19 protein-coding genes and 1 pseudogene are annotated in these 18,103 nt (G+C 63.2%); 15 read left to right on the top strand and 5 right to left on the bottom strand.

The genetic code is table 11. The annotated features are described in order from the left end of the window. Positions 1–135 precede the first annotated feature (135 nt). Positions 136–849 carry a helix-turn-helix domain-containing protein gene (locus AB4Z43_RS17700; protein WP_064983208.1) on the top strand — a complete coding sequence of 238 codons (714 nt, stop codon included), beginning with the start codon at positions 136–138 and terminating at the stop codon, positions 847–849. On the opposite strand, the gene AB4Z43_RS17695 is transcribed toward AB4Z43_RS17700, so the two are convergent. From AB4Z43_RS17695 to AB4Z43_RS17680, 4 genes are read right to left on the bottom strand one after another with little or no spacing between them, the layout of a single operon-like run. Further along, a complete protein-coding gene (locus AB4Z43_RS17695; RefSeq protein WP_019856866.1) occupies positions 846–1,886 on the bottom strand; it encodes a heme-dependent oxidative N-demethylase family protein in 1,041 nt (346 codons plus the stop codon). The genes AB4Z43_RS17700 and AB4Z43_RS17695 overlap by 4 nt on opposite strands. 9 nt (positions 1,887–1,895) lie before the next feature. Continuing rightward, complete coding sequence (locus tag AB4Z43_RS17690; RefSeq protein ID WP_441938622.1) at positions 1,896–2,861, bottom strand: PDR/VanB family oxidoreductase; 966 nt, start codon at positions 2,859–2,861, stop codon at positions 1,896–1,898. Beyond that, the gene (locus tag AB4Z43_RS17685) at positions 2,858–3,454 is read right to left on the bottom strand and encodes a dimethylamine monooxygenase subunit DmmA family protein (protein ID WP_441938621.1); all 597 of its coding nucleotides are present in this window, start codon (positions 3,452–3,454) and stop codon (positions 2,858–2,860) included. Before AB4Z43_RS17685 ends, AB4Z43_RS17690 begins: the two co-directional genes overlap by 4 nt. Positions 3,455–3,495: 41 nt before the next feature. Continuing rightward, the gene (locus tag AB4Z43_RS17680) at positions 3,496–4,629 is read right to left on the bottom strand and encodes an aminomethyltransferase family protein (RefSeq protein WP_441938620.1); all 1,134 of its coding nucleotides are present in this window, start codon (positions 4,627–4,629) and stop codon (positions 3,496–3,498) included. A 287-nt stretch (positions 4,630–4,916) separates the two neighbouring features. On the opposite strand from AB4Z43_RS17680, the gene AB4Z43_RS17675 reads away from it, so the two are divergent. From AB4Z43_RS17675 to AB4Z43_RS17610, 14 genes are all read left to right on the top strand, one after another. Next, complete coding sequence (locus AB4Z43_RS17675) at positions 4,917–5,204, top strand: hypothetical protein (RefSeq protein ID WP_027046594.1); 288 nt, start codon at positions 4,917–4,919, stop codon at positions 5,202–5,204. Positions 5,205–5,216: 12 nt separating this feature from the next. Continuing rightward, on the top strand, positions 5,217–5,594 hold the full coding sequence (locus tag AB4Z43_RS17670; protein ID WP_019856864.1) for a hypothetical protein: 378 nt from the start codon (positions 5,217–5,219) through the stop codon (positions 5,592–5,594). A gap of 32 nt (positions 5,595–5,626) precedes the next feature. Further along, entirely contained in the window at positions 5,627–5,788 is a 162-nt protein-coding gene (locus AB4Z43_RS17665) for a hypothetical protein (protein WP_019856863.1), read from the top strand. 13 nt (positions 5,789–5,801) lie between these two features. Further along, positions 5,802–7,199, top strand: a complete 1,398-nt coding sequence (locus AB4Z43_RS17660) for an APC family permease (RefSeq protein WP_019856862.1) — start codon at positions 5,802–5,804, stop codon at positions 7,197–7,199. A gap of 44 nt (positions 7,200–7,243) precedes the next feature. After that, the gene (locus AB4Z43_RS17655) at positions 7,244–7,933 is read left to right on the top strand and encodes a hypothetical protein (RefSeq protein WP_064983215.1); all 690 of its coding nucleotides are present in this window, start codon (positions 7,244–7,246) and stop codon (positions 7,931–7,933) included. Further along, on the top strand, positions 7,930–8,259 hold the full coding sequence (locus AB4Z43_RS17650) for a hypothetical protein (protein WP_019856860.1): 330 nt from the start codon (positions 7,930–7,932) through the stop codon (positions 8,257–8,259). Before AB4Z43_RS17655 ends, AB4Z43_RS17650 begins: the two co-directional genes overlap by 4 nt. Positions 8,260–8,344: 85 nt before the next feature. Then, a complete protein-coding gene (locus AB4Z43_RS17645) occupies positions 8,345–9,241 on the top strand; it encodes a class II glutamine amidotransferase (RefSeq protein WP_019856859.1) in 897 nt (298 codons plus the stop codon). A 4-nt stretch (positions 9,242–9,245) separates the two neighbouring features. Beyond that, positions 9,246–9,977 carry a GXGXG domain-containing protein gene (locus tag AB4Z43_RS17640; RefSeq protein ID WP_019856858.1) on the top strand — a complete coding sequence of 244 codons (732 nt, stop codon included), beginning with the start codon at positions 9,246–9,248 and terminating at the stop codon, positions 9,975–9,977. Between the two features lie 6 nt (positions 9,978–9,983). After that, positions 9,984–11,312 (top strand): FMN-binding glutamate synthase family protein, encoded by a 1,329-nt coding sequence (locus tag AB4Z43_RS17635; protein WP_019856857.1) that lies wholly within the window; start codon positions 9,984–9,986, stop codon positions 11,310–11,312. A 34-nt stretch (positions 11,313–11,346) separates the two neighbouring features. After that, positions 11,347–12,654 carry a type III glutamate--ammonia ligase gene (gene glnT, locus AB4Z43_RS17630; protein WP_441938619.1) on the top strand — a complete coding sequence of 436 codons (1,308 nt, stop codon included), beginning with the start codon at positions 11,347–11,349 and terminating at the stop codon, positions 12,652–12,654. Between the two features lie 93 nt (positions 12,655–12,747). Further along, on the top strand, positions 12,748–14,001 hold the full coding sequence (locus AB4Z43_RS17625; RefSeq protein ID WP_038645276.1) for a sarcosine oxidase subunit beta family protein: 1,254 nt from the start codon (positions 12,748–12,750) through the stop codon (positions 13,999–14,001). A gap of 16 nt (positions 14,002–14,017) precedes the next feature. After that, a complete protein-coding gene (locus AB4Z43_RS17620) occupies positions 14,018–14,293 on the top strand; it encodes a sarcosine oxidase subunit delta family protein (protein WP_441938618.1) in 276 nt (91 codons plus the stop codon). Next, positions 14,293–17,274, top strand: a complete 2,982-nt coding sequence (locus AB4Z43_RS17615) for a sarcosine oxidase subunit alpha (RefSeq protein WP_019856853.1) — start codon at positions 14,293–14,295, stop codon at positions 17,272–17,274. Before AB4Z43_RS17620 ends, AB4Z43_RS17615 begins: the two co-directional genes overlap by 1 nt. Next, complete coding sequence (locus AB4Z43_RS17610; RefSeq protein ID WP_027046593.1) at positions 17,267–17,893, top strand: sarcosine oxidase subunit gamma; 627 nt, start codon at positions 17,267–17,269, stop codon at positions 17,891–17,893. The genes AB4Z43_RS17615 and AB4Z43_RS17610 overlap by 8 nt, the downstream gene beginning before the upstream one ends. Positions 17,894–17,976: 83 nt before the next feature. Here the strand turns inward: AB4Z43_RS17610 and AB4Z43_RS17605 are convergent. Then, a pseudogene (locus AB4Z43_RS17605) lies at positions 17,977–18,103 on the bottom strand (IS110 family transposase); the annotation flags it as partial.

The raw sequence follows: 18,103 nt of genomic DNA, 5'->3' as shown, positions 1-18,103 counted from the left end.
GAAAAACCTACGCGGACAGAATCCATGGGATCGTCCGATGGCACTTAAGACGGCTTGCCGACACCGCCGCGCTGCTGTATCGCCAGCTCTGATGTTCACCTTGAGTGAAATTAATCCGCGAAATCCGGGAGCGACATGGCGAAAGACAGTTCCAAGGCCGGGCTTGCCGGTGCCAAGCCGAAGCCCCAGCCAAAGGTCTCGGCGGACGGCAAGACCATCCGCGCACCGCTGACGCAGAACCCGCACGCCATCCGCGACACACGCGAGAAAGTTCTGGAGGTGGCTATCGGCCGCGAGGTGCGGGCGTTCCGCAAGAAGCTCGGTATCACCGTCGCCGATCTCGCCGTCGCCACCGACATTTCGCTGGGCATGCTGTCGAAGATCGAGAACGGCATCACCTCGCCGTCGCTGACCACGCTGCAGGCGCTGTCGCGGGCGCTCGGCGTTCCCGTCACCGCCTTCTTCCGCCGCTTCGAGGAGGAGCGCAGCGCTGTCTTCGTCAAGGCCGGCGAAGGCCTGGATGTCGAGCGCCGCGGCACGCGCGCCGGCCACCAGTACAATCTGCTCGGCCATATCGGGTCGAACACCAGCGGTGTCGTCGTCGAACCCTACCTGATCACGCTGACCGAGGATTCGGATGTGTTCCCGACCTTCCAGCACGAGGGCATGGAGTTCCTCTATATGTTGGAGGGCGAAGTCGTTTACCGGCACGGCAGCAACCTCTATCCGATGAAGCCGGGCGACAGCCTGTTCTTCGACGCCGACGCGCCGCACGGCCCGGAGCAGCTGACGAAACTGCCGATGCGGTATCTGTCGATCATCTGCTATCCGCAGAACAGCGCGGGTTAATCGGGCCCAAAACCCGGGCTGGTCGCGCTGCCATCATCCAGCTTCGACAGCCACTCGACCAGCGTCGGCCGGTACCGTGTCAGACCCTTGTAGGTGGCGAGTTCCTCGGGCAGGTCGCGGATGACGCGGTGCAGGCGGCGTGCCCATTTCGGCTGCGTCACCAGCTCGTCCATCTTGATCAGGTAGCAGCGGATCGGGAAGACGATGCCGTTGGAGCGCGGCAGCCGCCAGAAGCTTTGCAGCTCGACGCGCAGATGCACCTTGTCGCCGACATTCTCGGGCGTCACGGTCGTCCGGTCCGGACCCCATTTGTGGTAATTTTCCGGGCTGGTATCGAGGCGCGGATTGATGGTCATCGTCCAGTTGAGGCGCCGCGCCGGCTTGCCCTGCTGGATGTTGGTGAGGAATTTCAGCGCCCGCGTGAAAATCCCCTTCTCATGCGCCAGCGGCACCGGTGCATGCCACTCGAAAAAATTCATGCCGATGTCGAAATCCAGCGACCAGTCGGCCTGGGTGGTGACCATGCCGGCATCCATCCACAGATTGCCGTCGCGCTGATCGAGGATGCAGAAATCGCCCTGGCTCTGGCGGGTGATGTATTCCATCGGCCCGTAAGGCAGGGTCGAGGTGTCGCCGAATGTGAAGGTGTCGTCGATGCCGAGCGGCCGGTTGATCCAGCGCCAACGGTCGCCGTCCCGCGTCAGCGTGAAATGCTCGGGATAGCCCAGCGCCTGCTGTTCCATCAGCAGTTCGAGCAGATCCCAGCCGGCCAGCGTCATATGCGGCAGCGACTGGCAGCGCAGCGGATCCTCGGCGAGCACCAAAGCGCGGTCCTGCATCTCGGCGACGTAGTGCTCGTCGACATCGATCAGATTCTCCAGCACGCTGCCCTTCGGCCCGACGACGTGCGGCTCGATGTTGACCGCATACATGTAGGCGTCTTCATGGAACGGGAACGGGAACCGCCTGATGTGCTCCGGGCTGTTCCTGAAGGTGAAATCGTCGCGGAAGGTTTCCTTGCGAAAGGTGATGCCCAAGCTCGCCTCCTATCTTTCCAGCACCAGCGACCGGCCCTCGAAGCGCGACACGCATGGCATGATCTTGCAGCCCGAGCGGTGGTCTTCCTCGCTCAGCCAGTGGTCGTTGTGGATGAACTTGCCATCGTAAGAGATGACATTGGTTTCGCATTGGCCGCAGACGCCGCCTCGGCAGAGATAGGGCGGATCGACACCGGCGGCCTCGATCGCTTCCAGCAGGCTCTGCTGTTCATCGACGCGGATCGACTTGCCGCTGACAGCCAGCGTCACATCGAAAGGCAGGCCGGGCTGGGGTGCCGCGAAATGCTCGAAATGCACGGCCTCCGATGGCCAGCCCAAGGCGGCCGCGCGGTCGCGCACCCAGTTGATCATGCCAGCGGGGCCGCAGACATAGAGATGCGTGCCGAGCGGCTGCGTCGACAGCAGCCGGTCGAGATCGATGCGCTCGTCACGGTCGTCATGGTAGAGCCGGATGCGCCTGTCGTAGCGCTCCCGCAGCACGTCGGCATAAGTGCCCAGAGAGGCGGTCCGGCAGGTGTAGTGCAGTTCGAAATTGCCGCCCTCGCCCGCCAGTTGCGCTGTCTGCGCCATGAAGGGCGTGATGCCGATACCGCCGGCCAGCATCAAGTGCTTCTTCGCCCTGAGATCGAGCGAAAACAAATTGACGGGATAGCTTATCACCATCTCCAGGCCCGGCTTGACGGACCGGTGCATGAACAGCGAGCCGCCGCGGCCGACATCGTCGCGGCGCACCGAGATCGTGTATTCGCGCGTGTCGAGCGGCGAACCCATCAGCGAATAGGGATTGAGCCTCGTGCGATCGCCATCGCGCATCTCCACCACGACATGCGCACCGCCGGAAAAGGTCGGCAACAGCTCGCCGTCGCGGCGACGGAAATGGAAGCGGGTGACCAGTTCGTTGACCGGGACGACATCGCTGACGACGACATCGAGCTTGGTGGTGCCGGTGCTCATGGGAAGGCCTCCTCGATTGGAGGGATCTCCGAGCGATCCTCGGCGTTGATGCAGACACCCTGGAAAGCGGCGAGGCGCCGCGAATAGTGATCGCGCACCAGAAGCAGCAGGCCGCAATGCGAACAGGCTGCTGGCTGTGTCGTGACGTTCTCGGTGATGCCCTTGCAGTGCACGCACTGCATGCGCCTGGCCAGCGAGCCGCGATGCTCGGTCTGGATGGAGGTGTGGTCGATACCGGCTTCGAGCGCCACCTGCATGGCCTGGCCGATCAATCCCTCGGTGCCGGCGAGGTAGAGGCGTAGGCCCATATGCGCATTGCCCAGCGTCTGCTTCAGCCTCGGCAGCAGGCTGGCAAAGGATGGCGCGAGATGAAACTGCGCCGGCTTCAGCGCTTCGAGGGTGGCGACGTGTTTGTTGTCCGGACCCGGGATAAAGTCGATTTCGGCGCCATCGAAAAACCCGGCAGGCGTTTTTGCGGCCATATCTGAAATAGCGAGCGCACCTTCGGCATCGGCGATGAAAAGATGGTGCTTGCCCGGCTGCGGAGAGAGTGTTCCGTAGACCGGCCGGCTGATGATGTTTTTGGCTGCCATTTAAATCTTCGTGCCTCGAACCTCTCGCTGTTGATTATGCCTCAGCCTTTCGCCGTGCGCTTGGTCTTCTTGGGATCGTCGAACGGCAGTGGCTGCGCGGTCGCTTTGATCGATCCGCTCTTGTTGCGGATTTCGAGCTTGGTGTCCTTGACCGCGCAGTCGACGTCGAGGCGGGCGATGCCCATCGATTTCTTGACCAGCGGCGAATACATGGCGCAGGTCACCACGCCGACCTTTTTGCCGTCGCGATAGACCGGCGCGCCCTCGTCGGCCGGCTCCTTGCCGTCGAGCAGCACGCCAAAAATCTTGAAGCGCTCCTTGCCCTTCAGGCGGTAATGTTCCTCGGCCCCACGGAAGCCGGTCTTGCCGGGGCTGACGGTGAAGTCGAGGCCGAGTTCCCACAGCGTGTCGCCAGGACCTTCATTCTCGAACGGATATTTTTGCGAATTGTCGTAGGGATAGAACAGCAGGTAGCTTTCGACGCGCAGCATGTCGAGCGTGGTGAAGCGRCAGGGAATGATGCCGACGCTCTTGCCCTCGTCGAGGATCCTGTCCCAGATCGTGCCAGCATCCTGGCCGCGGCAGAAGATTTCGTAGCCGCGCTCGCCGGTATAGCCGGTGCGCGAGATCATGACGGGGAAACCGAACAGCTGCGTCTGCATGTGATGGAAATAGTTGAGGTCGCGAATCCCCGGCACATGCTTGGCGAGATAGTCGACCGCGGTCGGCCCCTGCAGCGACAGATCGTGCAGATTGTCGTCGAAGCGCAGCGAGACATCGCGGCCCATCGCGGCGCGCTGCAATTCCTCATGGCCGGTGCCCGAGCCATGCACGACCATCCAGCTGTTCGGGCCGGTGCGGTAGAGGATGCAGTCGTCGGTGAATTTTCCCGCCTCGTTGAGCATGCAGGCATAGGCCGATTTGCCGGGATAGATCTTTTCGACGTCGCGGGTGGTTGCGAGATCGATGAGATGCGAGGCGTGCGGCCCTGTGATGTGCACCTTCTTCAGGCCCGACACATCCATCAGCCCGGCCTTGGTGCGGATGGCGATGTACTCTTCGTCAGCATCCTTGTCGTAGGTCCAGGCGGTGCCCATGCCGCTCCAGTCTTCGAGCTTCGAACCCAGCGCGCGATGGCGATCCGCCAGGGTCGAAAATCTCCAGGATGCCGTCATCCGATCGTCCTCCGTTCAAAAATCCACTGTTCCCCGCTCCTTGGCTTGGAGGCCGGAGCTTTGGGTTGAATATTGACCGCAAACGCGGGAGGGCCGCAATCCCCTGAAAGCAAATAATTTCATTGTCAGGCAAAATTCATCACCCCAAGCAAACGGTTAACTCAGCGTAAATTCGTCTTGACAATTGCGGTAAACGGCCTGAATTTATGAAAAAAATTTCACTCTCTTGAAAGAGAGCGATGCGCGGTGGATTCGGAACCGGGGCGTCGAAAAAAGGGGAAAAACCGATGTCAGACCTGCAGCAGCGCATCGAGGTGCTGTACCGTTCCGATTTGCGCGGATCCGCGCTGCTGATCATCTGCCTGTGGGCGACGATCCTCTTCGTCCTGTTCATGACGTGGCCATACATCCCGCACGCCGGCATCAAGGCCGTCGTCGCGATCGCCGCTGCAGCCGTGCTGATCTTCAACACGGCCGCGATCCTGGCGATGGTCAAACACTACAAGGAAGACAAGGACTTCATCTACGGCCTCGACATCAAGAACGCCGACGCATCCCGCAACCGCCAGTCCTGAGGGGTACAAGAAATGTCGCGCTATACGCCGCCGGAGCAGAGCAAGGCCGGCCAGGTTTTCGATATCGTCGTCGTTGTGGTCGCCATCTTCGTGGCGTTGTGGCTGCCGCTGAAGCTCGGCCTTGCCGGAGCCGCCAAATCCATCGACGCGCTCGATGCCAAGACCTGGGAAGCGCTTGGCCAGAACCCGACCATGGCCGCCATCTGGGAGAAGCTCGGCTACACGCCCGAGACGGCGCATGACGTCATCCAGAACCGGTTCCACTATGTCATCGACTGGCCGACGCTGATCATCATGGCGGCGGTGCTGATCGGTTATTTCGTCTTCCTGTTCCGAGCCTCCGACCGCGAATATCGCGACGTCATCAACGAAAAATTCGACGACAAGTAAGAGTTCCGAAGACAAGCAATCGGGGACGCACCATGTGGATTTCACTCTCTTACGCATGCTGGGGCATCTCGATCGTGCTCGCGCTGTGGATGCTCTACGACTGGTTCAAGGTCGACACGACCTATTCCGAAGACGTTCTGACCTCGTCACGCGAAGGCGAGCTTGAAGCCGTTTCCGAGAAACACCGGATTTGAGTGGGGACGAACAATGACGACGACCGTACTTGAACCGGCAATTCACGGCGACAGGGTTTCACTGCTGCGGGTGCTCGGCCCGGCCCATGTCTGGGCACTCGGCGTCGGCATCGTTCTGGTCGGTGAATTCACCGGCTGGAATTTTTCGGCCGACAAGGGCGGCGCGCTCGCCGCGCTGATCGTCTGCTGGATCGTCGGGCTGCTCTATACCTCGGTCGCCATGATCGATTCCGAGGTAACGTCGACGGTCGCCGCGGCCGGCGGCCAATACGCGCAGGCCAAGCATATTGTCGGGCCGCTGATGGCCTTCAACGTCGCGCTGTTCCTGGTCTTCGCCTACACGATGCTCGAAGTCTCGGACGCGATCCTGCTGGGCGACACCATCGTCGCCAAGGCCGGCGTCGAAGGGCTCACGCACAATTCCTTCATCGCCGCCACCATCGTCGTGCTGGCCTGGCTCAACTATCGCGGCGTGCTGATGACGCTCAACGTCAACTTCGTCATCACCGCAATTGCCTATGTCTCGATCGTCATCCTGTTCTTCTCGGTCAGCCCGTGGACGCAAGGCGCGGTGCTGAAGCTCAACGAGTTGGTGACGCCGGGCAATGCGCTGCCCTATGGCTGGATCGGCGTCATCGCCGCCTTCCAGTTCGGCATCTGGTATTATCTCGGCATCGAAGGCACCACGCAGGCGGCCGAGGAAGTGCGTTCGCCGGCCCGCTCGCTGCCCTACGGCACGATGGCCGGCATGATCACGCTTTTGATCGCCGCCGCCATGACCTGGTATGTCTGCGCCTCGCTGATGCCCTGGGAATATCTCGGCATCACCTATTATCCCTTGTGGGACGCCGGCAAGCTGACCGGCAGCCCGCTGCTGGAAAACCTCTTGTTCATCGCAACGCTGCTGGCGGCGCTGGCCTCCGCCAATGGCTGCATCAACGATGCAGCGCGCGCATGGTTCTCGCTCGGCCGCGACCGCTATCTGCCGAGCTGGTTCTCGGCGGTGCATCCGAAATACCGCACGCCCTACCGCTCGATCCTGTTCCTGCTGCCGATCGCGCTTGCCTTCGCCTTCATTGCCGACCTCAACCAGGCGATCACCTTCTCGATCCTGTCGGGCGTGCTGCAATACACCTTCATGAGCATCAACATCATGATGTTCCGCAAGAAGTGGCCCCTCGGCACGATCCGCCGTGGCTACACGCACCCGTTCCATCCGCTGCCGGCGATCGTGCTGTTCTGCCTTTGCGTGGTGACCTTCTTCGCCATCTTCCTCGGTTTCGGCTCGCAGCTGATCGCGATGACCATCTTCTATTTCCTGATCTCGCTGTGGTTCCATTTCTACCGCTACAAATTCGTGCGGCGCGGCGACCAGTTCACCATGCCGTGGCCGAAACCGCAGGGCTATTGATGGGAGACGGCCCGTCCCGATCCTTGGCGGGCCAGACATGACAAATGTCCGAAGTGACATCAGCACTGCTCGCCGGGGTCATTGTCCTGGCTCTCGTCCTCCATCTTGCGTGGCTGGCGCGGCGCAGCCGCAACAGGGCATTGGCGGCACTCGCCGCCGAGGAGGCCAGCATACGCACCATTGTCGCCGACGCCGCTGATGTTTTGGACGGCACCGCCGGTGTCGTCACCTGGGAAGGCTCGTGGAACGGCCAGCGCGTCCAGTTGCGCACCATCGTCGACACGCTGGCGACACGAAAACTCCCGGCGCGCTGGCTCAGCGTTTCGATCACCGAAAAGGTAGCCGTGCCAGCGACGTTCGACATGATGATGCGGCCGGGCTCGCCGACGACCTTCTCCAATTTCGATCACCTCCAGCATACGCTGCCGAAGGCGCCGGGATTTCCGGCCGAGGCGGTGCTGCGGACCGACCGCCGCGGCACGCGTTTCCCGCAAGGCATCATCGCCGAACATCTGGAACCCTTTTCGGAAGGGCGCGCCAAGGAACTGCTGATCACGCCAAACGGCGTGCGCATCGTGTGGCTGCTGGCCGAGGCCGAACGGGCGCGCTACGGCGTTTTCCGGCAGGCCGCGTTCGGTGAGGCACAGATCGATCCAGCGCTGATCGAGCGGCTGCTCACCTCGCTCTCGGCACTGCGCGACGCCATCAACCAAAGCGAACGGCAAGCCGCATGACCAGTTTGAATACGCAGCCGGCACCGGTGAGCCCTTATCTCGTCCTCGGCGCGTCAATCGTGCTGCCGGCAAGCGGCCATGTCATTCTGGGCGTGCCGGTGCGCGGGCTGCAGTTCCTTTTCTTCATGGTGATCCTGGCTTGGGTGACCGCCAAGATCGCGCCGCCCGACGCCAGCTTCATCGGCCGTCACGCCGGCGGCTTGCTGATCTATGCGCTATCCATCTTGGACGCCTACAAGCTCGCCCGTATCCGCCATGCCCAATGGGTTCACAATGCCGCGCAGGGCAGTGATAATTCGCAAAGCGGCATTGCGCCACATACGTAACTACAGGAAAATTTTTTTCATATGATTGAATTTGCGGGACTCATCCGATACATCATCTTCTAGCTACAAACGCCGGGAGGCTGACATGTGTGGAATTGTCGGACTGTTTTTAAAGGACAAGTCGCTGGAGCCGAAGCTCGGCGCGATGCTGTCGGAGATGCTGGTATCGCTCAGCGACCGCGGGCCCGACAGCGCAGGCATCGCCATCTATGGCGCGCCTTCCAGCAATGAGGCCAAGATCACCATCCAGTCGGCGAAGCCCGCGCGCGATTTTCGCGACCTCGATACCGAGCTTGCCAAGGCCATCGGTGCGCCCGTGAGCATTGCGGTGAAGTCGACCCATGCCGTTGTCAGGACCGCGCCTGCCAAGATCGACGAAGCGCGCGAGGCGATCCAGGCGCTGCGCCCCGACATCCGCATCATGGGCGCCGGCGACGTCGTCGAGATCTACAAGGAAGTCGGACTGCCGGAGGCGGTTGTCGATCGCTTCGACGTCCGCAAGATGAGCGGCACGCATGGTATCGGCCACACCCGCATGGCGACGGAATCCGCGGTGACGACGATGGGCGCGCATCCCTTCTCGACCGGCGCCGACCAGTGCCTGGTGCACAATGGCTCGCTCTCCAACCACAACAATGTCCGCCGCGAGCTGATCCGTGAGGGCATGAAATTCGAGACCGAGAACGATACCGAGGTCGCGGCCGCCTATCTCTCCTCGCAGATGGCGCATGGCAAGAACCTCGGCGAAGCGCTGGAAGGCACGCTTTCGGACCTCGACGGCTTCTTCACCTTCGTCGTCGGCACCAAGAACGGTTTTGGCGTGGTGCGCGACCCGATCGCCTGCAAGCCCGCCGTCATGGCCGAAACCGACCAGTATGTCGCCTTCGGCTCGGAATATCGCGCGCTGACCAAACTGCCCGGCATAGACAATGCGAGGGTCTGGGAACCGGAACCCGCAACCGTCTATTTCTGGGAGCATTGAGTTCATGCCGGCAACCAAACTTTCAAAGGCGGCGTCGCACGACCAGGCCTCCCGGATCTTCGATCTCGATGTGTCGTCGCTGCGCGAGCTTAACCAGGCGCTGCACAATCTGACGCCCGGTTCCAACGAAACGGCGTGGGAAGTGCTGCATCCAAAGGGCAGCCATTCGGTCGCCGTCGGCGTCGACCAGCCCGTCACCATCGATGTGCGCGGCAGCGTCGGCTATTACTGCGGCGGTATGAATTCAGGCAGCACGATCACCGTGCACGGCTCGGCCGGACCCGGCGTCGGCGAGAATATGATGTCGGGCTCGATCATCGTGAAAGGCGACGCCAGCCAATATGCCGGCGCCACCGGCAAGGGCGGCCTGCTGGTCATCGAGGGCAATGCCTCGTCGCGCTGCGGCATCTCGATGAAAGGCATCGATATCGTCGTGCACGGTAATATCGGCCACATGTCGGCCTTCATGGCGCAGTCCGGCAATCTGGTGGTGCTGGGTGATGCCGGCGATGCGCTGGGCGACTCCATCTACGAGGCGCGGCTGTTCGTGCGCGGCAAGGTCGACAGCCTCGGCGCCGACTGCATCGCCAAGGAGATGCGGGCCGAACACCTGGAACTGCTTCAGGGGCTGCTCGACCGCGCCGGCGTCACCGGCGTCAAGCCATCGGAGTTCAAGCGCTACGGCTCGGCGCGCACCCTCTACAATTTCAATATCGACAACGCCGACGCGTATTGAGGCAGCATGACCTATCGCAACCCGCCGACGACGCCGCGCAAATCCGCGACCTTCGACGACTACACGCTTTCCGAAATCCGTCGCGCCGCGGCGACCGGCATCTATGACATCCGGGGCGCCGGCGCCAAGCGCAAGCTGCCGCATTTCGACGACCTGCTGTTCCTCGGCGCCTCAATCTCGCGCTATCCGCTCGAAGGTTATCGCGAGCGCTGCGACACATCAGTCGTGCTCGGTTCGCGCCATGCCAAGAAGCCGATCGAGTTGAAGATACCGATCACCATTGCCGGCATGAGCTTTGGTTCGCTCTCCGGCCCGGCCAAGGAAGCGCTCGGACGCGGCGCGACCCTGGCGGGCACCTCGACCACCACGGGCGACGGCGGCATGACCGAGGAAGAGCGCGGCCATTCCAAGCAACTGGTCTATCAATATCTGCCGTCACGCTATGGCATGAATTTGCGCGACCTGCGCCGCGCCGATGCGATCGAGGTGGTTGTCGGCCAGGGCGCCAAGCCCGGCGGCGGCGGCATGCTGCTCGGCCAGAAGATTTCCGACCGCGTCGCAGAAATGCGCACCCTGCCCAAGGGCATCGACCAGCGCTCGGCCTCGCGCCATCCCGACTGGACCGGCCCGGACGATCTCGAGATCAAGATCCTCGAACTGCGCGAAATCACCGACTGGGAGAAGCCGATCTACGTCAAGGTCGGCGGCGCCCGCCCCTATTACGATACCGCGCTTGCGGTGAAGGCCGGCGCCGATGTCGTCGTCGTCGACGGCATGCAGGGCGGCACGGCGGCAACGCAGGAAGTGTTCATCGAGAATGTCGGCCAGCCGACGCTCGCCTGCATAAGGCCCGCGGTGCAGGCGCTGCAGGATCTCGGCATGCACCGCAAGGTGCAGCTGATCGTCTCCGGCGGCATCCGCAACGGCGCCGATGTCGCCAAGGCGCTTGCACTCGGCGTCGATGCGGTCTCGATCGGCACGGCTGCTCTCGTCGCGCTCGGCGACAACGATCCCCGCTGGGAGGCGGAGTACAACGAGCTCGGCACCACGGCCGGCGCCTATGATGACTGGCATGAAGGCCGCGATCCCGCCGGCATCACCACACAGGACCCGGAGTTGATGAAGCGGGTCGATCCGATCGCTGCTGGACGGCGGCTCGCCAACTATCTCAAGGTGATGACGCTTGAGGCGCAGACGATTGCGCGGGCCTGCGGCAAGAACAGCCTGCACAATCTCGAACCCGAGGATCTCGTCGCCCTGACGATCGAGGCAGCCGCCATGGCCGGCGTGCCGCTCGCCGGCACCAACTGGATACCGGGGAAGAACGGCTTCTAAAACAGCATCCAAATACCATAAGCGAGGAACTATAATGGGGAACGATCTCGCCGCTTTCGCCAAAAAGAACGGCGTCAAATATTTCATGATTTCATACACTGACCTGTTCGGTGGCCAGCGCGCCAAGCTGGTGCCGGCGCAGGCGATATCAGACATGCAGAAGGATGGCGCCGGCTTTGCCGGCTTCGCCACCTGGCTCGACCTGACGCCGGCGCATCCCGACATGCTCGCGGTGCCGGATCCGGACTCGGTCATCCAGTTGCCATGGAAAAAGGAAGTGGCCTGGGTCGCCGCCAACTGCATCATGGACGACAAGGAGGTCGACCAGACGCCGCGCAACACATTGCGGCGGCTGATCGCGGAGGCGGCTGGCGACGGCATGCATGTCAAGACCGGCGTCGAGGCCGAGTTCTTCCTGATCTCGCCGGACGGCAGCGTTATATCAGACCAATACGACACGGCCTCGAAGCCCTGCTACGACCAGCAGGCGGTGATGCGCCGCTACGACGTCATCGCCGAGATCTGCGACCACATGCTGGAACTCGGCTGGGGCCCCTACCAGAACGACCATGAGGACGCCAACGGCCAGTTCGAGATGAACTGGGCCTTCGACGACGTGCTCGCCACCGCCGACAAGCACTCCTTCTTCAAATTCATGGTCAAGTCGGTGGCCGAGAAGCACGGCCTGCGGGCCACCTTCATGCCGAAACCCTTCCAGGGCCTGACCGGCAATGGCTGCCATGCCCACATCTCGGTGTGGGACAAGGCGGGCAAGACCAATGTCTTCGCCGACAATTCGATGGAGCTCGGCCTATCGGCCAAGGGCAAGCACTTCCTCGGCGGCATCATGAAGCATGCCTCCGCACTCGCCGCGATCACCAACCCGACGGTCAATTCCTACAAGCGCATCAATGCCCCGCGCACGATTTCCGGCGCGACTTGGGCGCCGAACACGGTGACGTGGACCGGCAACAACCGCACCCACATGGTGCGCGTGCCGGGCCCCGGCCGCTTCGAGCTGCGCCTGCCCGATGGTGGGGCAAACCCCTATCTCTTGCAGGCCGTGATCATTGCCGCCGGCCTCGACGGCATCCGCTCCAAGGCCGATCCCGGCAAGCGCTACGACATCGACATGTACCAGCACGGCCACACGGTGAAGGGCGCGCCGAAACTGCCACTCAACCTGCTCGACGCACTGCGCGAGTTCGACAAGGACAAATCACTCAAGGCGGCGCTGGGTGAGGAATTCTCGTCGGCATACCTAAAGCTGAAGCACCAGGAATGGAATTCCTATGCTTCGCACTTCACGCAATGGGAGCGCGACCACACGCTGGATATCTAGGCGCATCGGACCGAAAAGTGTCACACGGTTTTCGGGCAAATCCGATGCGTCAAGAAAATTCCCTGCCGGTGCGAGCGACCTCGGAATGAACTGATGAAATACTCGATCTTCTCGCTCGCCCGCGCCGCCTTGTCCGGCCACAAGAACTGGCAGCGCACCTGGCGCGACGCCACGCCGAAAGATCGCTACGACGTGGTGATCATCGGCGGTGGCGGTCATGGCCTAGCCACCGCCTGGTTCCTGGCCAGCGAGTACGGCATCAGGAATGTCGCGGTGCTGGAAAAAGGCTGGATCGGCTCCGGCAATGCCGGCCGCAACACCACAATCATCCGCTCCAATTACGGCCTGCCCGGCAATACCGGCTTCTACGAATTGTCGATGAAGCTGTGGGAGCGGATGGAGCAAGACCTCAACTACAATGCGATGGTCAGCCAGCGCGGCGTCATCAACCTCTACCATTCCGACGCGCAGCGCGACGCCTATGCGCGGCGAGGCAACACCATGCGCATTAACGGCATCGACGCCGAACTGCTCGACCTCGCGGCGGTCAAGAAGATGATGCCGTTCCTGAACTTCGACAATGCGCGTTTCCCCGTGCAAGGCGGGCTGTTGCAGCGGCGCGGCGGCACGGCGCGGCACGATGCCGTGGTCTGGGGCTATGCCCATGCGGCGAGCGAGCTCGGCGTCGACATCATCCAGAATTGCGAGGTGACCGGCTTTGTCAGGGATGCCAACGGCAAGGTGAGCGGCGTGGAAACCTCGCGCGGCAGGATCGGCGCCGGCAAGGTCGGCATGGCGGTCGCCGGCTCCTCGTCGCGCGTCGCTGATATGGCGGGCCTGCGCCTGCCGATCGAAAGCCACGTGCTGCAGGCCTTCGTCTCCGAGGCGATCAAGCCGCTGATCCCCAACGTCATGACCTTCGGCGCCGGCCATTTCTATGTCAGCCAGTCGGATAAGGGCGGCCTTGTCTTCGGCGGCGACATTGACGGCTACAATTCCTACGCCCAGCGCGGCAATCTGCCTGTGATGGAGGATGTCTGCGAGGGCGGCATGGCGCTGATGCCGATGATCGGGCGCGTGCGGCTTTTGCGCCAGTGGGGCGGCATCATGGACATGTCGATGGACGGCTCGCCGATCATCGACAAGACGCCAGTTGAAGGCCTCTATCTCAACGCCGGCTGGTGCTATGGCGGCTTCAAGGCGACGCCCGGCTCAGGCTTCGTCTTTGCCCATCTTCTGGCCCGCGACACGCCGCATGAAGAGGCTGCACGGTTCCGCCTCGACCGGTTCCGGACTGGCGCCATGATCGACGAAAAGGGCCAGGGCGCCCAACCGAACCTGCACTGAGGACGGCCGGAAAATCATGCGCATTGTCTGTCCCTTCTGCGGCGAACGCGAACTCGGCGAGTTCACCTATCTCGGCGACGCCAAACCGGCGCGGCCGGCGGCGGATGCCGGTGAGGAAGCGGTCTACGACTATGTCTATCTGCGCGACAATGTCGCCGGCGTGATGAGCGAGAACTGGTATCACGGCGGCGGCTGCCGGGCATGGCTGAAGGTCACCCGCAACACGCTGACGCATGAGATTTCTGTGGTCGAGCCGGCTGCGGGCGCCGGTGCGGCGAAGGTCGGCGCGTGATGGCCGGCGCGCAGACAAACCGGCTCGACAAGGGCGGCCTAATCGACCGCTCGGCGCCGCTGAACTTCCGCTTCGACGGCAAGAGCTTTTCCGGCTTCCAGGGCGACACGTTAGCATCGGCGCTGGTTGCCAATGGCGTCAAGCTGGTCGGCCGATCGTTCAAATATCATCGGCCGCGCGGCATCCTGACAGCAGGCTCGGAAGAACCCAACGCGCTGGTCGAACTGCGCACCGGCGCACGGCGCGAGCCGAACACCAAGGCGACGACGGCCGAACTCTATGAGGGGCTCGAGGCCGCCAGCCAGAATCGCTGGCCGTCGCTGCGCTTCGACGTGATGTCGGTGAACCAGCTGTTCGCGCCGATCTTCGTCGCCGGCTTCTACTACAAGACCTTCATGTGGCCGGCGAAGTTCTGGGAAGCCATCTATGAGCCGGCGATCCGCCGCGCCGCCGGCCTCGGCCGCGCTGCGGGCGTCGCCGATCCCGACCACTACGACAAGGCCTGGGCGCATTGCGATGTGCTGATCGCCGGGTCCGGTCCGGCCGGTCTGGCGGCGGCGTTGGCCGCCGGCCGCAGCGGCGCCCGCGTCATCCTGTGCGAAGAGGATTTTGCGTTCGGCGGCCGCCTGCTGTCGGATGGCGGCACGATCGATGGCCTGCCGGCCGCCGAATGGCTGTCGCGGACGCTGGCCGAACTGGCGGCAATGCCCGATGTCCGCATCATGACCCGCACGACGCTGTTCGGCGTCTATGACGGCGGCACCTATGGCGCGCTGGAGCGGGTCAACGACCACCTGCCCTCGCCACCCGAACATCAGGTGCGCCAGCGGATGTGGCGCATCGTGGCCAAGCGCTGCGTGGTCGCGGCCGGCGCCCTCGAGCGACCGATCGTCTTTGCCGGCAACGACACCCCCGGCGTGATGATGGCTTCGGCAATGCGAACCTATGTCGGACGCTATGCCGCCGCTCCTGCAAAGCGCATCGGGCTGTTCACCAACAATGAGGATGGCTGGCGCACGGTCGAGACAGCACTCGGCGCGGGATTGCAAATCGCGGCGGTGATCGACGCGCGGCCTGACGTGTCGCCCGCACATCGCTCGCTCGCCTCCAAGGGTGGCTTCCCGGTGCTGCACGGCTCCGTGACCGGCGTCGATGGCGGCAAGGACGGCGTCAAAAAGATCGCGGTGTCGCTGACCGGCGGCGCACGCGCCGAAGTCGAGGCCGACGGGCTGGCGGTTTCCGGCGGCTGGAACCCGGCGGTCGGGCTCACCTCCTATCATCGCGGCCGGCCGAAATGGCGCGACGACATCGCCGCCTTCGTGCCCGACGGCGCGCCTCCCGGCATGGTCGCGGCGGGCGCCGCCAACGGCGATTTCGGACTTGGCGTCTGCCTCGCCCAAGGGTTTGCCGCCGGCGCGGGCGCGGCGCACGATGCCGGACACAATGGCAAGGCAGGCACCGCGCCTGTCGCCGACGACGAAGCCTTTTCGCTGACGCCGCTCTGGCACGTCACCGGCAAGGGCAAGGCCTTCGTCGACTACCAGCACGATGTCACCGCCTCCGACATCGAACTGGCGCAGCGCGAGGGTTTTGAATCGGTCGAGCATCTGAAGCGCTACACCACGCTCGGCATGGCGACCGACCAGGGCAAGACGTCCAACGTCGCCGGCCTCGCCATCATGGCTGCGGTGACCGGCAAGTCCATTCCTGAGACCGGCACCACCATCTACCGGCCGCCTTACGTGCCGGTCGCCATCGGCGCCTTTGCCGGCCATCATCGCGACGAGACCTTTCATGCGACGCGGCTGACGCCGTCGCATCACTGGGCCGCCGAACAGGGTGCTGTTTTCGTTGACACAGGACTCTGGAAGCGGGCGCAGTGGTACCCCCGCGCCGGCGAGAAGGACTGGCTGGAATCGGTGACGCGCGAGGTCAAGGCGGTGCGAAGCGGCGTCGGTTTCTGCGATGTCTCGACACTCGGCAAGATCGACGTGCTTGGCCCGGATGCCGGCGCCTTCCTCGACCGCGTCTACATCAACACCTTCTCCAACCTCGCGGTCGGCAAGGCGCGCTATGGGCTGATGCTGCGGGAAGACGGCATCGTCTATGATGACGGCACGACCTCACGGTTGGCCGAGGATCATTATTTCATGACCACCACCACGGCCAAGGCCGGGCTGGTGATGCAGCATCTCGAATTCTGCCGGCAGGTGCTGTTTCCCGAGCTCGACGTGCAGCTGACCTCCGTCTCCGACCAGTGGGCGCAGTTTTCCATTGCCGGCCCGAAGACCCGCGACCTGCTGAAGGAGATCGTCGACCCGACGGAGGACCTGTCCAATGAAGGCTTTCCGTTCATGGGCGCGCGCGAAGTCGCCTTGCGCGGCGGCATCAAGGCAAGGCTGTTCCGCATCTCCTTCTCCGGCGAGATGGCGTTCGAGATTTCCGTTCCGGCACGCTACGGCGAGGCGATGGCGCGCAATCTGATGCTGGCCGGCAAACCGTTCGGCGTCACGCCTTACGGCACCGAGGCGCTCGGCGTGATGCGCATTGAAAAGGGTCACATCGCCGGACCGGAACTGAGCGGCACGACAACGGCCGCCGATCTCGGCCTAGGCAAGATGATGTCGACCAAGAAGGACTTCATCGGCCGCGTCATGGCCGGCCGCGAGGCGCTGGCCGCGCCCGACCGGCAGGTCGTGGTCGGCATCAAGCCGACGGACAGAGCGCGCCGGCTGCGCTCGGGCGCGCACATCATCCCGAAGGGGCAGACGCCCGGACCAGGCAACGACCAGGGCTATGTCACCTCGGTCTGCTTCTCGCCGACATCAGACCAGTGGATCGGGCTCGCGCTTGTCGAGCGCGGACGCGAGCGCATCGGCGAGATCGTCCATGCGCATGACCCGATACGCGGCGAGGACTATGACGTCGAGCTCTGCAATCCCGTTTTCTACGATCCGGATGGAGGGCGCCAGCGTGGCTGAGTTTTCCTGGGACGTTCGCAGTCCGCTCGATCGCGTGCTCGCGGTGGGGCGGTATGGCGCGCATGGCGATGCCGGCGTGACGCTGACCGAGATCCGCAATTTCGACCTCGTCCAGGTGATGGCGCGGCGCGGCAAGACGGCGGAGCTGGCCAAGGCCGCCAAAGGTCGCTTTGGTGTTGCCGCTCCAGAAACGCCGAAGGCGGTCGGCACGGCTGATGCCACGCTGATCTGGTCGGGACCGGATCAGTTTTTCATTCTGTCGAAGGGACGCAAGCACGCGATGGCGGCGCTCGCTCCTCTCCGTGCTGGATCGGCTTCACTGTCCGACCAATCGCATGCGCGGGTGCTGATCGCCGTCTCCGGCGCCAAGGCGCGAGCGATGTTGGCCAAGATGTCGTCTATCGATCTGCATCCCAGTGTGTTTGCTGTCGGTGCGGCGGCGGCCACGTCGATGGATCACACCAGTGTCACGCTGTGGCGCGGAAATGATCAGGCAGATGGGCAGGCTGTGTTCAACGTGCTGGTGTTCGCGACTTTCGCCGAAAGCCTATGGCACACGATGCTGGATTCGGCTGCTGAGTATGGCGTGGTTGTCGGGCATTCAGAAGATTTGGCGTAGCGCTCGTGCGCGCTCCTCCCTTCTCCCCTTGTGGGAGAAGGTGGCCGAGCGAAGCTCGGTGGGATGAGCGACTATCTGAGGTGTCAAGTTGCATTTGCGAATTCGTTACGCGCGTCGCGTGCTTTTGCATTGAGAATGACGAGCAGCTTGCGGGCGAGCGCAATGCGGATGACCATTTTCTCCTTTCCGGCAGTCTGCAACCGTTGCTTG

Origin of the sequence: Mesorhizobium sp. 2RAF45 (assembly GCF_052115225.1) — a bacterium.
GTDB classification, from domain to species: domain Bacteria; phylum Pseudomonadota; class Alphaproteobacteria; order Rhizobiales; family Rhizobiaceae; genus Mesorhizobium; species Mesorhizobium jarvisii.
This window is presented reverse-complemented; position numbering and strand designations above follow the sequence as displayed.

Excerpts from the sequence above, each read along its gene's own strand:
- AB4Z43_RS17700 (WP_064983208.1), top strand. The coding sequence starts at position 136 with ATGGCGAAAGACAGTTCCAAGGCCGGGCTTGCCGGTGCCAAGCCGAAG.
- AB4Z43_RS17690 (WP_441938622.1), bottom strand. The coding sequence starts at position 2,861 with ATGAGCACCGGCACCACCAAGCTCGATGTCGTCGTCAGCGATGTCGTC.
- AB4Z43_RS17685 (WP_441938621.1), bottom strand. The coding sequence starts at position 3,454 with ATGGCAGCCAAAAACATCATCAGCCGGCCGGTCTACGGAACACTCTCT.
- AB4Z43_RS17675 (WP_027046594.1), top strand. The coding sequence starts at position 4,917 with ATGTCAGACCTGCAGCAGCGCATCGAGGTGCTGTACCGTTCCGATTTG.
- AB4Z43_RS17670 (WP_019856864.1), top strand. The coding sequence starts at position 5,217 with ATGTCGCGCTATACGCCGCCGGAGCAGAGCAAGGCCGGCCAGGTTTTC.
- AB4Z43_RS17665 (WP_019856863.1), top strand. The coding sequence starts at position 5,627 with ATGTGGATTTCACTCTCTTACGCATGCTGGGGCATCTCGATCGTGCTC.
- AB4Z43_RS17660 (WP_019856862.1), top strand. The coding sequence starts at position 5,802 with ATGACGACGACCGTACTTGAACCGGCAATTCACGGCGACAGGGTTTCA.
- AB4Z43_RS17655 (WP_064983215.1), top strand. The coding sequence starts at position 7,244 with ATGTCCGAAGTGACATCAGCACTGCTCGCCGGGGTCATTGTCCTGGCT.
- AB4Z43_RS17650 (WP_019856860.1), top strand. The coding sequence starts at position 7,930 with ATGACCAGTTTGAATACGCAGCCGGCACCGGTGAGCCCTTATCTCGTC.
- AB4Z43_RS17645 (WP_019856859.1), top strand. The coding sequence starts at position 8,345 with ATGTGTGGAATTGTCGGACTGTTTTTAAAGGACAAGTCGCTGGAGCCG.
- AB4Z43_RS17640 (WP_019856858.1), top strand. The coding sequence starts at position 9,246 with ATGCCGGCAACCAAACTTTCAAAGGCGGCGTCGCACGACCAGGCCTCC.
- AB4Z43_RS17635 (WP_019856857.1), top strand. The coding sequence starts at position 9,984 with ATGACCTATCGCAACCCGCCGACGACGCCGCGCAAATCCGCGACCTTC.
- glnT (WP_441938619.1), top strand. The coding sequence starts at position 11,347 with ATGGGGAACGATCTCGCCGCTTTCGCCAAAAAGAACGGCGTCAAATAT.
- AB4Z43_RS17625 (WP_038645276.1), top strand. The coding sequence starts at position 12,748 with ATGAAATACTCGATCTTCTCGCTCGCCCGCGCCGCCTTGTCCGGCCAC.
- AB4Z43_RS17620 (WP_441938618.1), top strand. The coding sequence starts at position 14,018 with ATGCGCATTGTCTGTCCCTTCTGCGGCGAACGCGAACTCGGCGAGTTC.
- AB4Z43_RS17615 (WP_019856853.1), top strand. The coding sequence starts at position 14,293 with ATGGCCGGCGCGCAGACAAACCGGCTCGACAAGGGCGGCCTAATCGAC.